This is a genomic window from Terriglobus sp. YAF25 (genome assembly GCF_052113305.1).
Classification (GTDB): Bacteria; Acidobacteriota; Terriglobia; order Terriglobales; family Acidobacteriaceae; genus Terriglobus.
Genome location: NZ_JBFRCY010000091.1, coordinates 1 through 15546, shown reverse-complemented (window position 1 = coordinate 15546; position 15546 = coordinate 1). Strand labels below are relative to the sequence as shown.

The 15546-nt window shown below is 57.6% G+C and carries 13 protein-coding genes; 10 read left to right on the top strand and 3 right to left on the bottom strand.

Translation table 11 applies throughout. The annotated features are described in order from the left end of the window. Positions 1-380: 380 nt before the first annotated feature. On the bottom strand, positions 381-1274 hold the full coding sequence (locus AB4043_RS05550) for a sigma-70 family RNA polymerase sigma factor (protein WP_442306641.1): 894 nt from the start codon (positions 1272-1274) through the stop codon (positions 381-383). 122 nt (positions 1275-1396) lie between these two features. Here AB4043_RS05550 and AB4043_RS05545 point away from each other — a divergent pair, with 122 nt between their 5' ends. Continuing rightward, positions 1397-1903 carry a carboxymuconolactone decarboxylase family protein gene (locus AB4043_RS05545; protein WP_442302135.1) on the top strand — a complete coding sequence of 169 codons (507 nt, stop codon included), beginning with the start codon at positions 1397-1399 and terminating at the stop codon, positions 1901-1903. A 46-nt stretch (positions 1904-1949) separates the two neighbouring features. On the opposite strand, the gene AB4043_RS05540 is transcribed toward AB4043_RS05545, so the two are convergent. Both AB4043_RS05540 and AB4043_RS05535 read right to left on the bottom strand, forming a co-directional pair. Next, entirely contained in the window at positions 1950-4505 is a 2556-nt protein-coding gene (locus tag AB4043_RS05540) for a polynucleotide kinase-phosphatase (protein WP_442306640.1), read from the bottom strand. Beyond that, complete coding sequence (locus AB4043_RS05535) at positions 4502-5917, bottom strand: 3' terminal RNA ribose 2'-O-methyltransferase Hen1 (RefSeq protein ID WP_442302137.1); 1416 nt, start codon at positions 5915-5917, stop codon at positions 4502-4504. The genes AB4043_RS05540 and AB4043_RS05535 overlap by 4 nt, the downstream gene beginning before the upstream one ends. 85 nt (positions 5918-6002) lie before the next feature. Here AB4043_RS05535 and AB4043_RS05530 point away from each other — a divergent pair, with 85 nt between their 5' ends. From AB4043_RS05530 to AB4043_RS05490, 9 genes are all read left to right on the top strand, one after another. Continuing rightward, positions 6003-6548, top strand: coding sequence for a hypothetical protein (locus tag AB4043_RS05530; RefSeq protein WP_442306638.1), 546 nt, complete (start codon positions 6003-6005; stop codon positions 6546-6548). After that, positions 6532-6774 carry a transcriptional regulator gene (locus AB4043_RS05525; RefSeq protein ID WP_442306637.1) on the top strand — a complete coding sequence of 81 codons (243 nt, stop codon included), beginning with the start codon at positions 6532-6534 and terminating at the stop codon, positions 6772-6774. The genes AB4043_RS05530 and AB4043_RS05525 overlap by 17 nt, the downstream gene beginning before the upstream one ends. 63 nt (positions 6775-6837) lie before the next feature. Further along, entirely contained in the window at positions 6838-8232 is a 1395-nt protein-coding gene (gene creD, locus AB4043_RS05520) for a cell envelope integrity protein CreD (RefSeq protein ID WP_442302140.1), read from the top strand. Continuing rightward, positions 8229-8945: a di-trans,poly-cis-decaprenylcistransferase gene (locus tag AB4043_RS05515; RefSeq protein WP_442302141.1), complete on the top strand. Its 717-nt coding sequence runs from the start codon at positions 8229-8231 to the stop codon at positions 8943-8945. Before creD ends, AB4043_RS05515 begins: the two co-directional genes overlap by 4 nt. A 29-nt stretch (positions 8946-8974) precedes the next feature. Beyond that, the gene (locus AB4043_RS05510; RefSeq protein ID WP_442302142.1) at positions 8975-9472 is read left to right on the top strand and encodes a hypothetical protein; all 498 of its coding nucleotides are present in this window, start codon (positions 8975-8977) and stop codon (positions 9470-9472) included. Positions 9473-9575: 103 nt separating this feature from the next. Beyond that, positions 9576-11840, top strand: a complete 2265-nt coding sequence (locus AB4043_RS05505; RefSeq protein WP_442306636.1) for a winged helix-turn-helix domain-containing protein — start codon at positions 9576-9578, stop codon at positions 11838-11840. 286 nt (positions 11841-12126) lie between these two features. Continuing rightward, positions 12127-13650 carry a hypothetical protein gene (locus tag AB4043_RS05500; RefSeq protein ID WP_442302144.1) on the top strand — a complete coding sequence of 508 codons (1524 nt, stop codon included), beginning with the start codon at positions 12127-12129 and terminating at the stop codon, positions 13648-13650. Between the two features lie 103 nt (positions 13651-13753). Then, positions 13754-15163, top strand: a complete 1410-nt coding sequence (locus tag AB4043_RS05495; RefSeq protein WP_442302145.1) for a hypothetical protein — start codon at positions 13754-13756, stop codon at positions 15161-15163. Between the two features lie 12 nt (positions 15164-15175). Then, a complete protein-coding gene (locus tag AB4043_RS05490) occupies positions 15176-15433 on the top strand; it encodes a hypothetical protein (RefSeq protein WP_442302146.1) in 258 nt (85 codons plus the stop codon). The last annotated feature ends 113 nt before the right edge of the window (positions 15434-15546 follow it).

Genomic DNA, 15546 nt, shown 5'->3' with positions numbered 1-15546 from the left:
GGGGGGGCTGTTCGCGCTGCGTCGATTGTCGAAGACGTAGATCCTTCGGGTCCCTGGCGAATGTTCGCTGGGGACCTGAATGCTTCCACTATGACTCCGTTCGCACCTACGGTGCGAATGTTTTGCTTAAGGGCATGGCTTCAGCCATGCCGTGTAATGCTCGCATAGTTTGCGGCTTTAGCCGCTGAGGTCATATCGAATCTCAATATCCCACCCGAATTTTTTTGTAGCAAAGCGAAGAAATCTGCTTCTTACACATTGCCCTCAGCGGCTGAAGCCGCTTTCTATGCGGCGTGCAACGGGACGGCTGAAGCCGTCCCCTTAACAAGACATTCGCACTGCGTGCGAAATGGCTTCGCGGGGCGGATCCCCCTTTTCATTCAGCCGTCAGACCCCTCCAGCATTCCAATCTCAAGCTGCCGCAGCCGTTCCGGATCTGCAATCACGTCGAGGTGCGTGATTCTGCCGTCTGTAAAGGTAAATCGCAGCACTCGGGTCAGACGGCCTCGCGGGGCCAGAAGAATGCCGACTGTTCCATCCACCAGCGCCGGCTGAAAGAAACGCATGTGCCGAGCGAAGGCAACGGCATTACCTGCCCAGTTGCGTGCTCCGTGGATCTCGGCCGGAACTCCGGTGGCTGCTGCACTCTTGTCGATGTGGACGACAAGATCGGGATCGAGCACCTGAACCAGACCTTCGATGTCACCGGCACGTAAGGCAGTGAGAAAGCTGCTTACGATCTCTCGCTGTTGTGCAAACTCCGCACCTGCCTCATGGCTGATGCCACGGACCTGGCGACGGGCACGGCTTGCAAGCTGCCGTGTGGCGGTGGAGGTGCGTCCGAGAATCGGCGCGATCTCATCGAAAGGGAGATCCATCAGGTCGTGCAGCACAAAGGCAAAGCGTTCTGCGGGGTTGAGCCGGTTCAATAGCACCATCAGCGCAATGCCGACAGACTCCGCCAGAATCGCTTCCTGTTCCGGGTCAATGCTGGTGTCGTCTTTTGCCGGGATCTCGATGGGATTGTCTTCGATGGAGTCTTCCCGCCGTGAACTGCGGGAGCGCAGCATATCCAGGCAGACGCGCGACACAACGGTGGTGAGCCAGCCGCCAAGATTATCGATGCTGTTGGCATCGGAGCGGTTGAGACGCACCCACGTTTCCTGAACAGCATCTTCGGCCTCGCTCAGTGAGCCCAGCATCCGGTAGGCGACGCCACGCAGATGCCCGCGGTTCTGCTCGAACTGTTTTGCCAGCCAATCTTTTTCCACCACCTCTGTCACATTCCTCCTGTTGCTTCCGTCATGGTTGTGACGAGCGAAACCCAGGCAATGTGACAAGGGTACTCGTCGGGCAGCACACCCGCAGACAGCGGGAAAGGAAAAGGAGAAACACGATGCAGGCAAGAATGATGAATCCGGCGATGGTTGTTCCCGAAGCCATGCAGGCGCTGATGGCGCTTGGCGCAGCCACCAAGAATGGAGCGGTCCCGGAGAAGACGCTGGGCCTGATGCATCTGCGCGCCAGCCAGATTAACGGCTGCGGCGTCTGCCTCGACATGCATGCCCGCATGGCCAGGCACGAGGGCGAGACGGACGAGCGCATGTTCGCCGTGGCGGCATGGAGAGAAGCTCCGTACTTTACCGACGCCGAGCGCGCGGCACTGGCGCTGACGGAAGCGGCGACTCGTCTGAGCGACCGTTCCGATCCGGTTCCAGATGATGTTTGGAATGAGGCAGCGAAGCACTATGACGAGAAGGCACTGGCGGTCCTGGTCCTCCAGATCGCTCTGATCAATGTGTGGAACCGGGTGAACGTCACCACCAAACAGATTGCCGGCGAGTGGATGAGGTCGGAAGAGGCGAAGAAGTGGGTGCCGGAAGTGGTGCAGAAGGCCTCGTAGACCAAAAGATCCAGCCGCCTGCTTCTAGCGGCTGGATCTTTGTTTTCTAGAGCCTGGGATCGATGGGTTCACTCTCCAACGCCAGGACAMCAAAAACGCATTCGTGTGTGCGGCGAAGCGGTTCGTATCGCACGAAACGATCCAGGGCCTCAACGCCCAGGGCGAACTCACGGGTGGCCAGAGAGCGTTTTGCGCCGACTGCTCTTGAACGCAAACGCTCAAGATTGTCCGGCAGCAGATACTCTGGCCCATAGATGATGCGCAAGTACTCCGGGCCGCGGCATTTGATGGCTGGTTGTACCATTCCCCGTCGCCCCTTGCTGATGAAATCCAGCGGTTTGACGACCATGCCTTCGCGCCCTGTGTTCGTGAGATCCGTCCACCACGCAATGGCAGCATCGCAGCTTGTGCTGTCATTCAGGTCTACAACCTGAAAGGGCGTGGCGACCAGCAGATGGTTATCGGCTTCGCAGAGCCTGGCGATCAACTCCATATGCCAGGTGTGCCGCTTATTGGTGTGCACGTTCCCTTCGCTGGCAAGTATGTGGAATGGGGCCAGGCGATAGTCGTCCAGAGATGTGGCAGGCCAGCAGTATTGCCGATACTCGCGGACATATTGCTGCAATGCATTGAGGCGTTGTGATGTACGTGTTGCCAGTTCCTCAAGCTCGGGTAAGCGAGCCTGAGCCTGGGCAAGAGCGTGCTGTTCCGCGGTCAATGTGCGGATCCCGGCGTTGCCCGCTGGAGCATACTGCTGGCGAAGAAGCTCCTGCGCCTTGGCCGACCATGGCATCAGTTCACAGTCGAGGCAGATCCAATCAGTACCAAGTTCTGTCCACAGACCCGCTTTTCCCGCCGCATCGCGTAGACGAGTAAGAAATGCAGCCTCAAGCGCCTCATTGCTGAAGAAACGGCGTCCGGTACGTGTATAGACCATGCCGAGTGCTGGTGTTGTTACACCGAAGCGCTGCTCCGCTGTCTCTTTTTCGCGGCAAAGAATGACAACGGCACGAGAGCCCATGTGCTTCTGCTCGCAGACAACGGCCGGAATACCTTCATTGCGGTAGTAGGCGAAGGCCTCTTGCGGGTGCTCCAGAAGAGCCGGGTGCTGGCTCGTCTCCGACGGAGACATGGTTGGAGGAAGATAGATGAGCCATTTGGGATCGACGGCGAAACGGCTCATTACCTCCAGTGCGGCAATGGCATTCTCCTCGCGGATGGTGATGCGGGGGACAAGCCGAGTGTCAATCAGGCGCTTACCGATGACGTCTTCGAGATCGAGTGTGTCATCGAGCGCCTGTTGCATGCTCCGTGCAGATACCTGGTCTCCTGCGAGGAATGGGCGTTTCGGTTCCGCGTAGGTTGCATGGGCGCGAACTGAAACGATCTCTCGTTCCGGATAGCGGAGGGCAGAAAGGCTGCCACCGAAGACACAACCGGTGTCGATGTTGGCGGTGTTATTGAGCCAGAGAGGTTCCGGCACAGGAGTGTGGCCGTAGACCACCAGTGCTTTGCCGCGGTACTCCGCTGCCCAGTTATGACGTACGGGCAGGCCGAATTCATCGGTCTCTCCGGTGGTCTCGCCATAAAGAGCAAACTCGCGGACGGCGCCGGAGCCACGCCCCTGCATCGACTCCTTCAAGCCTGCGTGAGCGACCACCAGATTGCCGTCGTCGAAGACATAGTGACTGACAAGCCCATCGATAAAGTCAGCCATCTGCCGCCGGAACTCCGGTGTTTCTTTTCCGAGCTGCTCCAGCGATGTGTCGAGTCCGTGCGTGATCTGTACGTTGCGTCCGCGCAATGCCTTGACCAGCTTGATATCGTGATTCCCGGGAACACAGATGGCGTGTCCCGCCTGGACCATGCCATGAACCAGGTGCAAGACCTGAGGAGTGCCGGGGCCACGATCGACAAGGTCACCGACGAAAACAAGCTTCCGACCTTCCGGCGGTGTGACGACGTACGACGCCGCCTCTGCGGAAACGGAGTAACCGAGCTGCTGCAGTAGCTCCAGTAGTTCGTCGAGACAGCCGTGGACATCACCCACGATGTCAAAGGGGCCGTGGTCTGTCCTCCTGTTATTCCAGAGCGGTTGCCGTTCGATGTTGGCCGCCTCGACCTCTTCCGATGAAGAGAACTTAAAGACGTACCGGACACCTTCACGCTCCAGGCCTCGAAGGCTGCGGCGAAGCTGCTGACACTGGTTCCTGACAACATGGGGTCCAAACTGGCGATCAGGACGCAACGAGTTGCGCTCCTGGCAGAGCTTTTCCGGGAGATCGAAGACGATTGCAACCGTCATGACGTGGTACTCGCGGGCAAGCTCGATCAGCGACTTGCGCGATTCCGGCTGAACATTGGTCGCGTCAATTACTGTCAGTTTGCCGCGCGCGAGGCGTTTCCGAACGATGGTGCGGAGAACATCAAAGGCGTCCGAGGTCGATACCTGATCGTTCTCGTCGTCGGATACAAGTCCGCGGCAGAAATCGGATGAGACCACCTCTGTGGGAAGGAAATGTTTCCGCCCGAAGGACGACTTTCCTGACCCTGATGGGCCGACGAGAAGGACAAGCGAGAGTTCGGGAAAGGCGAGTTTCATGCCGCACCTCCCACGCGCGAGAAGATTCCCATCTGTGTCGGTGCGCCGAGCATCTGGTCCTGCGGCCCCACGGCTTGAAAGCGAACCTCATAGCCATACTGGTCCGCGATGCGTTTTGCCCAGGTCTCGAACTCCGCCCGGCTCCATTCGAAGCGATGATCGCGATGGCGCAACTGCCCGGCAGGCAGAGTCTCGAAGACTGAGTTGTACTCTACGTTCGGTGTGGTGAGAACCACGTGGGTGGGGCGTGCAAACGCAAAGAGAACACGCTCGAAGGCTTCCAGACGCGGAGCATCGAGATGCTCGATCACCTCAACAACCGTGGCGGCATCGAATCCCGAGAGTCGTTGGTCGCGATACATCAGCGAGCCCTGCACAAGCTGGATACGGGTTTTCTGCCGTTCTGGAAGGCGATCCAGGTGAAGCCGTTCTTTAGCGACTTCAAGCGACTTCCACGAGACATCCATACCAAGCATGAACTCGAACTGAGGATCAGCCAGAAGGTAACGAAGCAGCTTGCCTTCGCCACATCCGAGGTCGACGACCCGTCTCGCACCGAGGCTCCGAAGTACAGACAATACTGTGCCCATACGCTGTTCATGCAGCCCGAGAGGGCGCTCCACTTTCTGTTCTTCTTCGTTCCTAACCTCTTCCTCGTCCTCTTTTGTATCGGGCGCCTCTTCGGCGAGGCGATCGAGGGCCTCGCGCGTCAGACCATGCTGGCGCTTGAGGTAGCGTGAGACGATCAGATCTTTTTCCGGGTGTGTGGCAAGCCATCCCTCGCCACGTTTCAGCAGCTTTTCGACTTCGTCGTCGCCGACCCAGTAATGTTTCTCGTTGTCCAGAACCGGAATCAGCACATAGAGGTGAGTTAACAGATCCCGCAACCGCGTCGTGGCGGCGATCTCTACAGAGGCATATCTTGACTCTCCCCAATCCGGGAAGTTGGCGTCCAGCAGGCCGCTTTCGGTCGAGATGCGATATCCGAGCGGCTCGAAGAGTCGCCGCACCAGCTCTGACCTAGCACCTGCCGCAATGGCCGGCAGCTTTACGCTCAGGGGGAGAGGTGTATCCACGAGTTCCTGACGTTCTTTGCTTCGGCCACTGAGGGCGGTCCCAAACAGTCTGCCCAGCGCGACACTCATAAAGGAGTTGGCTGCATATGGCCGGTCGTTCACGTATTGCTGTAACTGTCCGCCTTCCCCGGCAGGACCACCGCGTCCACGCACAAGTCCGATGGGATCGACCTCCAGCAGGACCGCTACAGTGCAGCGATCGACGTCGGCCTCTGGATAAAACACATGTGCCTTGCCAAACGAAAGTTCTTCGGTCTGAAGGCGGGCTGGATTCTTGTGAAGGAGATATCCCAGATCCGTTGCAGGAACGTGGGTGGTGGAGATGGTCAGCAGCATGGAGGTTTTAGTCTACGCGACCGCATTTATTTTGCGTATTGACAGCCCCTYGGGAAAGGATTACTTTGCAATGTAAAGTGAAGCGATGAGCGACCTGCACAAAGCGCTTGGCGATATCAGCAGCATTCGTAAGCAGCTGGCGAATACCACGGAGTTTCGTGGCTATGGTCCGGCGACGCTGGCTGCCACCGGGGGTTTTGCGGTCCTTGCTGCTGTTGCGCAGGCGTATTGGGTGCCCGATCCTGTGCATCATCTGCCGGCGTATCTGGCGGTATGGGTTGCGACGGCGATGGTTTGTGCTGCGCTTACTGGAGTCCAAATGTATACGCGGACACGCCGCATGCACTCCGGCCTGTCGGACGAGATGCTTCGCATGGCGGTGGTGCAGTTCCTGCCTTCGGCCGGTGCGGGTCTGTTGCTGACCGGCGTGCTGGTGTACTTCGCACCTACGGTCACGTGGATGCTTCCCGGGCTGTGGCAGGTGATCTTCAGCATCGGTATCTTCTCTTCCTGCCGGTTTCTACCGCGTGCGATGAGCGCGGCGGGCGCCTGGTATCATTCTTACGTCGCTGGTGACGAATCCCAAGGGGCTGACCTTCAACGACCTCAAGCAGATGTGCGCTCTGACTGACGGCAATCTGAGCCGGCACTTGAGTGTGCTGGAGAAGGAGAAGATGGTCGAGATCCTGAAAGGACACGATCAGAACCGCCCGCTTACCGTGTGCCGTATGACACCTTCGGGGCGAAAGCGCTATCTCGAATATCTCTCCACGCTGGAGCAGGTGATTCGCGATGCTGCCGAAGACACAAAGCCCGTGGGAGCCCAGGTGCGTGGCTTGACACCGTCACGTGCCTAAAAAATTTGTTCAATAACTTTGCAATACAAAGTTCTTTGCGGTGGAGAAAAAGGAGAGAAATCGATGGCTGAATACTCAATCTTGCAGGTACCCGTGCGAGGGATCTTTCGCTCGTTATCGATGGGCGTAAAGCTGATCCTGATCTGTTTTCTGGCGTTGTTTATGACCATACCTTCGTTCTTTGTCTATGGGCTTGTAAACGAACGGACGAATCGTGCGAAGGAGGTGGCCAACGAGATCGGCAGAGGCGTTGGTGGCCCGCAGACTTTCCTCGGACCGACGCTTGCGATTCCTTATAGTGCTCCAGGTTCGTCGCCATCGGCTCCGCTGGAGCGAGGGACGTACTTTGTTTTCCCCGCGGATGGAAACGCGGCGATTAAGACGGCAACCGAGGAGCGTCATCGTTCTTTGTTCCGGGTGCCGGTCTTTCAGGCGGACCTGGTCTTCGACGCGAACTTCGATCTGACTGGCATTCCGGCGGCTTTGCCGAAAGATGCCACGCTGAACTGGGACCGCGCAGAGATCCTTGTCGGTGTAAGCGATGCGCGTGGGGCGTTGGCTGACGCAGTGCTTACCTCTGACGCCGGAACCGTGACGCTCACGCCTGCAAAGGCGATCGATAGTGCCGTCATCGGGGAGCAGAAACTGCAACAGAGACTCTCGCTCATTGGGGCGCAGGTCAGCGAGGCGAAGCCTGGAAACAAGTTCCATGTGAAATCTGTACTTCGATTCTCCGGCGCAAACCGGATTGCCGTTCTCGCTTATGGCAAGACAACTCACCTCACAGCGCAGGGCGATTGGCGTACTCCTGGCTTCGACGGTGGTATTCCGCCAGCCACCAGAAACCTTAACGAGCAGGGATACACCGCTACCTGGACTGTCCCTTTCATCGCCCGCAATGTCCGTTCTGAGGGCGCAGGAAGCATCCTGACTTCGCTCGATACGACGAGCCTGGGAATCTCGTTTGTGGAAGTTGCGGACCCGTATCAGTCGGTTGAACGATCACTGAAATACGCGCTTCTTTTCCTTGGCATGGTCTTTCTCTCCTACTTCGTCTTTGAAGCAACGACTCGAAAGAGTGTGCACCCGGCGCAATATGTGCTGGTTGGCATCGCACAGCTCATCTTCTACCTGCTTCTGCTCTCGTTCGCGGAACGTATCGGCTTCAACTACGGATTCCTGATTGCGGGCGGCGCAACGGTGGGGCTGTTGTCCATCAATGCCGCATGGATCTTCGAAAGCCGGATGCAGGGGGTGCGAGCCTTCGCGATCTTCTCGTTGTTGTACACGATGATCTATCTGCTGCTTACGCTGGAGGACAATGCGCTCCTGGTCGGCTCGGTCGCCAGCTTCCTCGTCGTAGCCGCTGCAATGTACTTCACGCGGACGATTGACTGGTCTGGATCGGTATCCGGTACATCGAGCCCCGTAGCGGCCAATCAGGAAGGCATGCGATGACACATAGGGGACTGCATGTAGCCATCATTATGGATGGCAACGGCCGGTGGGCGACGCGGCGCGGGTTACCCCGCGCTGCCGGCCACCGCGCCGGGGTGGCATCGATCCGCCGTATTGTCGATCGCGCTCTGGATCATGGGATTGGACGCCTTACGCTGTATGCCTTCTCGTCAGATAACTGGCGCCGGCCAACTGCGGAGGTGCAGGGTATCTTCTGGCTGTTGCGTGCGTTTCTGCGGCTCGAAACTAACCGGCTCCGCCATCGAAGTGTGCGGTTGCAGGCAATTGGCCGGAGAGACCGTTTAGCTCCGGCGGTTCGCAATGCGATCGAAAAGGCCGAGCTGTTGACGGCAGCAGGAGAGCGCCTCGACCTCTGTGTCGCGATCGATTACTCCTCCAGGGAGACGATCGCGCGAGCTGCGGCAGGGATGGCTTTGTCTGCGGGCGAAACCTTGTGCCAGCCGATACTGTTGCAGCGMTTCATGGGCAACAACAGCGACGTGGATCTGCTGATTCGTACCGGAGGCGAAAAGCGCCTCTCCGATTTTCTGCTGTGGGAGTCTGCCTATGCGGAGCTGTACTTTACCGACTGCATGTGGCCTGACTTCGACGAGGTCGAATTTGATGCTGCTCTGGAGGAGTTCTATGGCAGGGAGCGCCGCTTTGGCGGCCTGTCTGCGCCGGCGCCGGAGGCAGCACTATCGACGGTTTAGATCTCTGCCCTTAGTCTGGACAGGAGTTTATGACGCACGCTGACGCTCTTCGCCGCATCCGATTCTGGATCGTTCTCTTCATCATTGGATTGGTTCTCAGCGGAGTGACTGCCTTCCCACTGAAGACCGAGCTGGACTGGCTAGCTGCTGGCCTGCATCATTCGTGGATGCAACCAGCTGCGACATCCGCGCATTTGTTGCCCTGGATCGAGCGTGTGCAGCAGGCATTGACGGTCACAAGTGTCAGCTATCCGTTCCTGGCCTACGGTACGGACTGGTTGGCATTCGCGCACCTCGTCATCGCCATTGCCTTTGTCGGTCCGTACGTCGATCCCGTCCGCAACAAATGGGTCGTCACCTTCGGCCTGATCGCCTGCGTGGCAGTGATTCCTCTCGCGCTGATCGCCGGACAGGTGCGAGATATTCCTTTTGGCTGGAGGATGATCGACTGCAGCTTCGGCGTCGTTGGGGCAATCCCACTCCTGCGCTGCAAACAACTCATCGAAGTTATTGAGCGTCCGCAGTAGTGTCTCCCGCCCGACGACGATCGCGGTACTATCGATCAGTGCGGAGGGGGACGGTCGCGAAATTCTCCTGGAGGCCGTTACACTTCTTCTTTCAACCTCCATCATGGCTCGCGAAATCACTGCCTTTCAGTTCGGACCTTTTGTCCTGGACCTCAAACGACATGAATTGATGCGAGGGGCAGCCCGTGTTCATCTCTCTGTCTCGCAGATGAAGCTGCTGGAGCTCTTCGTGGAGCGTGCCGGAGAGCTGGTTACGAGAAATGACATTGCGGTGGTCCTTTGGGAGGAGCCGGAGGCGGTCGATGTAGCCAACGGCATCAACACAGCGTTGAACCGGCTCCGTGCGCAGCTCGGTGACGACCGTACATCGCCGATGTATATCGAGACCGTCATCGGCCTGGGTTATCGATTCATTGCCAAAGTTGAATCGATTCAAGCTGTGCGGGAGACCTCTACGGCCGCAGAGGCAGAGAATGGGCCTGAGCTCGCCATTGCGGTATCGGCGACGATCCTGGAACCTCATCAGGAGCAGGTTTTGCCGACCGTACTGAGCGTTCCGCGCCGGTGGTCTTCTCTGCGGATTGTTCTCCTGATCATTGCCGGCGCCATTCTCGCGGGGACTTGTCTCGTTCTCTGGAAACATCAGAGAATCGCGGCTCGTGTGTCGTCCACATCGGTCGTCATGCCCGTCATGGATGGTCCCCTAAGGCCTGTGACTTTTAATGATGACGACAATGCGGTAACCACCGAAGCGGTGTCGCCGAGTGGAAAGATGATGGCTTACAGCGATCTCTCCGGCGTCTCTGTTCGCTGGCTGGCTTCCGGCGCGGAGCGGCTCCTGCTCGCGTCCACGACATTTCATGGAACCCGGATTGCGTGGGCCCCGGACGAGCAGAGCCTTCTATTGAGCGGCAGCCGGCTGGACACCCGAACCTCAGAGGTCTGGTCGATTTCACTGCAGCGGGTTGCTCCTCAAAAACTTGTTGACGATGCCGATCTCGCGGTGATCAGCCCGGATGGCCGCCGCGTCGCATTCGTCAGAGATCGGAAGGAGATATGGATCGCCGCAGCCGATGGACAGGCCGCACGAAAGCTGGTGTCAGTCGATGAACATGAGAGCATTCCATTCGTCTTCTGGCTTCCGGGTGGCCGGGGTGTCGCGTACGAGCGCTATAGTCTCAACCGGGTCTCGCCGTCTGCTTCAACTCAGGAGGAAGATCAGTGGACCTATGAAGTCGTGGACGCCGATACCGGCCGGCAACTCGCCAAAGAAGAGGATGTCCGCTTCGAGTCTGCTTATATGCTGCGGGACGGCAGGCTTTTCTTTCCCATCAATGAACGTATCGGCGCGCCGCGGCGAACGAGACTCATGATTGCTGCCACGGACCCGCAGACGGGGAGGTTTCTGACTGCGCCGCAGAAGGTCTTTACCCTGGACGGTGACTTCGCGACATGTCTCACCGCATCCTTGAGCGGAATGGAGATGGGTGTGGTCTTGCAGAGCCACAAGTCCGATGTCTTTGTCGGGGATCTGAACCTCGCGGGCTCCACGCTGCAAAACGTTATCCGGATTACCCATCATTCCGCGAACAACTATCCGCACGCATGGCTGCCGGACGGCAGCGCGGTCTTGATGGAGAGCAATATGATCGGGCGGGATGCGATCTACCAACAGCGGCTTGCCCGACAGACGCCTGAACTGCTGGCGCAGGTGCCGGGCCGGGCGGTGATGGAGGAAGTCACGCCGGATGGAAAGTGGATTCTCTTTGTCGAGTTCTCCGGAGCGCCGGCGAAGGCGATCGCAATCTACAGAGTTCCGTTGCGAGGAGGTAAACCGGAAGAGGTGTTGACGACCGGTCCGCTAGGCGAGTTCCATTGCCCGTTACACAACGGAGGCTGTATCCTGCGCGAGCACGTCGGCAACCAGCTAATCTATTTCGCGCTCGATCCCATCGCAGGCATGGGGAAGGAACTCGGAAGAACGGCGTGGGAGCGCGATCTGCTGGGAGACTGGTCCGTCTCTCCTGACGGAACCACCATCGCCGCCGCGAATCACGATGTCGTTCATCCCGGTGTTCGGTTCATCACCTTTTCATCATCTGGACCGCGCATTCGGGAGTTACCGATCGAGGGCTTCGGCACCATCCTTGGGTCTGTCTGGGCCGCCGATGGGAAAGGCGTCTTTGTAGAGGCCAAGAACGAGTCTGCCTATGACCTGCTATTCGCAGACATGTCGGGTCATATCAAGGTCTTGCGGGAAGCTATCCATCCTATCTGGGCTTCCCCTTCGCGAGACGGCAAAAAGATCGCTTTTCCATCCCTAATCATTAACAACAATGTCTGGCTCGGAAGCGTCGCCCATATGTAGGGAACGCCGTAGCGAGAGATTGCAAGGCTGCCTTAGATAGGGATGCATCATGCTGGCGGCGGCTAAGTGACACAGCAGTAAGGGGTTCCGCCGTTAGGTGGATTTTAGATCGATTTTAGGCCAATTCCATGGCCTTCCATAGCTCTCTCGCCTAGGGTGATCGAAAAACAAGAGCAGTATCCCCTTCTGTGCCTCTTCCCACTCCTGTGTGCATGTAGTCGATGGTTCACCCCCATACGCTTTTTTGCCATTTCAAGAAAGTGCGCTTCTTGCGCTGGAGTTCTTTATGAAGCCTTGCCGTTTCCACCGTTCCATCCTGCTGTCAATCGCATTCCTATCCTCTGCCGGAGCCATTGTTTCTGTTGATGCTCATGGTCAAGGTATCCACTATCCCATCAACCAGCCCTTACGTCATAGCTCCGGAGCCGAGATCGATTCCGTGGATCTAGAGGGCGCGGATAAGGACAACTCGGCCGTGCAGGCATCGCTTGATAACGTCCTGCGTAATCTCGGCCGCGGCTATAACAGCTTCACCAAACGTTTCACTGGAGACTGCGTTACCGGTACCATTGTCGGTCCCAAGCCGACGTCGTTTGCACCCAGTTACAGTATTCAGGTCATTCGTTCCTACGAACAGTTCGCCTCTGAGATGTCCGTCGAGGCCAGCCTCTCCTCTGACTTCGCCAGCTTCAGCGGGAAGGTTCATAGCAAGTTCACGCAATCTGGTTCCTCAAATGCGACCAGGGAGTTTCTCCTGGTGCGGGAGAGAATTGTGGCCGCGCCTGACATTAATGTCCATGGGGCCAAGCTTGCTGTGGCCGCGCCAGTTGCCGGGAATGCGGCCTCGCAGCGCGCCTTTTATCTTCGTTGTGGCGATCAGTTCGTCTCACAGATGCAGATGGGCGGAGAGTTCATTGCCATGCTCTCGTTCAGCAAGAGCGAATCGGAGTTAAAGAGCGAACTCGAAGTTGACGCCAGCGCCAGCGGATGGGGCGTGAGTGCGTCGGCCGAGTTCAATTCCAAGATGAGCTCACTCAAGCAGGAGAGCTCCCTACAGATCGATGCCACGCAGATCGGAGGCAAGGTAAGCTCCCTGCCCGAATTCGACCTGGACTCTCTGATTAAGTACACGCGTGAGTTCCCCGGCCAGATTACCGCGGAGACGGTTGCGCCCATCGGTGTTGGCGCACCTGAGCCATATACCAATCTTGGTATAGACACGATCGACCTAGCCAGCGCACATGAGAACTTCGATACGGTCACCGCTTCTTCGATGCGCGCGGCCGCACGGATCGGGCAGGCGAAAGATCTAAAACTTCTGCTTGCCCGATACACGGTTCCTGCAGCGCGGTCCAATGGCGACATTATCGACCGCACCGACACGCAAATGCGATCGGCTCAGGATGATCTGGCTAAAATGAACGCCGCTCTCAAAAACTGTGCCACGTACTTCTGGCAGGACGCCGACTGCAAGTTTGATCCCCGTTTCCTCGACTACAAGCCTGCAATCCCAGGCCCGATCCGCGTCGCGAAGATCGACACAACTCATCCTAATTCGCCGACGAATCTCGATATTCCTCAGAACATGACACTGGAGCTTCGCGGCCAGTACTGCTGGAGAGGTGACGATAACTGCGACGCCGACGGCAGGTGGTCCGGAGATCAAATCGGCTATGTCCGTGTTCAATCGTCTACTGTGAATACTCCCTATCGAGGGTTGATGCCTGTTGCGAAGGGGCGTGTGCTCGTCCAGGCGATGGATACCGAGTACGGAGATAACAAGGGCGATCTCTACGTCATCGTCTACTAGCAGCAACTCAGCAGTGACAACAGGCAGAAAGCATGATGACTCCGGCACCGGAGTCATCATGCACACGAACGCGTGTATCCCAAGCACGGAATGGAGACTCTCGATGTGCGATCACTTACAGGATGTTGGTAATGACCTTACGCTGCTCGACAAGAAGTCGCGGCGCGAATTTATACGGCTTTCCACTGCAGCTGGACTTGGTGTGGCTGCCGGTCCGGCATTCTTTCCGCGGAGAGGATATGGAGAGCCGGTCGGCTCTTCATTCCGCACAACCCGCGGAATCGTYAGCGATACCGCTGATTCCGACCCAGGCAAAGAGGCGGACGTCATGATGACGGCCGTGACTCTGGGTCTTGCGGCCTCTTACATCGCGGAGACCGGCAAAGGGATGCGATTCGATGCGGAGCCGAAGGCCGATAACTCGGATCTCAATGCGCTCAATGCGACAGTGACAAAGATGGATAGGGCCATCAAGGCCTATTTCCTTAAGAAAGGAAAGATCGCTTCTCAAACCGTAGCAGGGGAAGCCCCGCGCTATGACAAAGGCGCGGTCATCATGGGTGTTTACAAGATGGCGGGCCAGACCGCTCCGAACCAGGTGTTTGCGCCGGTGCTYTCTGACCAAGGAAAGAGGCTCTGGCAGCGCATCTACGCAAAAAAGGTGGACTACCTGTATGTCGGCCGCGGCGCCTATACGGGGTTTGTCGATAATCCAGCGGGTGATCCCATCGGTCCACTTTCGACCGTTCGCACCAGCGTCCAGACGGCATCGTATGGCGTACCGCCAACGGTGGCGCCGATGTCACGCTGGAAGCCTCCGATGACAGTAAAAGACCGCGGAGGAAAAGATACGATGAATCCGTTGTGGCAAAGCCGCCTTATCACGACGGGTAAATATGTCCCATGGGGCATGATCATGCCAAAGGGAAGTACCGCGGCTGCCGACTGGTCCAATTTTTCAGTTGCTATGCAGGTGGCAGGCATGAGGTTTGTCCCCTCGGTGGTCAACTCCGACGATATTGCGATGTATACGCACGGGATGATCCAGGCGATCTACAAGGCCTATAACCTCGGACCGAAATGTGAGCCATACGAGATAGCAACGGGTGATGAAACAACGAAGATGGCCTCCTGTCTGACGTGCACGTTGTTTATGTATGCGAATGGCTATCCGCCAAACTCGATTCACCTTGGACGAGGGGAATCGTGGGCTCCGCTGTATGCAGCGTACAGTCCCGATATGAGCAAGCCTGCGCGTGGGGAGGATGCAACGGTACGAGACCTGAATCATCAGTGGTATCGGAAGTGTACCGAGTGGATGACGCTTGGTCTGGAGATTCTTGAAGATTCCCAGATCGTTCCCGAATACAAGAAGAGCCGGGATGCGGTAAAAGTCTTTCTCGCTGCCAATCGCAATAACCCGACGGTTGGAGGGGGTCTCGTGCTGGATGCGGTGACGATCCACGAAAGTGAAACTGTCCGCATCGGGCGCACCTTGAAGCAGACCACTTGAGGATTCCCGAAGGTGGCCGGTTTCAAAGTGACGGCCAACACCGCTGGCGCAACGATGAACCTGTTCAACAGCAGTGCCTTCGGCAATACCGTAGCCGGAATACAGGTAACGGGTACGGGGTCGGTAACAGCGACTGCTCGGATTAGCGGTGTTTCTGCGGCCTCGAATGGCGTAGCGATCTCCACGTCAGGACCGTCGGCTGTGGTGAGCTTCCAGAACAATCCGATCGTTGGAGCTGGTGTCCCGACAGGAACTATCTCACTCCAGTAGCTGTTTTCGTGGCCGCGCGTCTTGCTGCTCTCAGATGAGAGAGGGGTCAGGCGCGCGGCTTTTTGCGCGATTCAGCGAAGGGTGTGTCCCGGGCGCAATATCCGTATTAATAC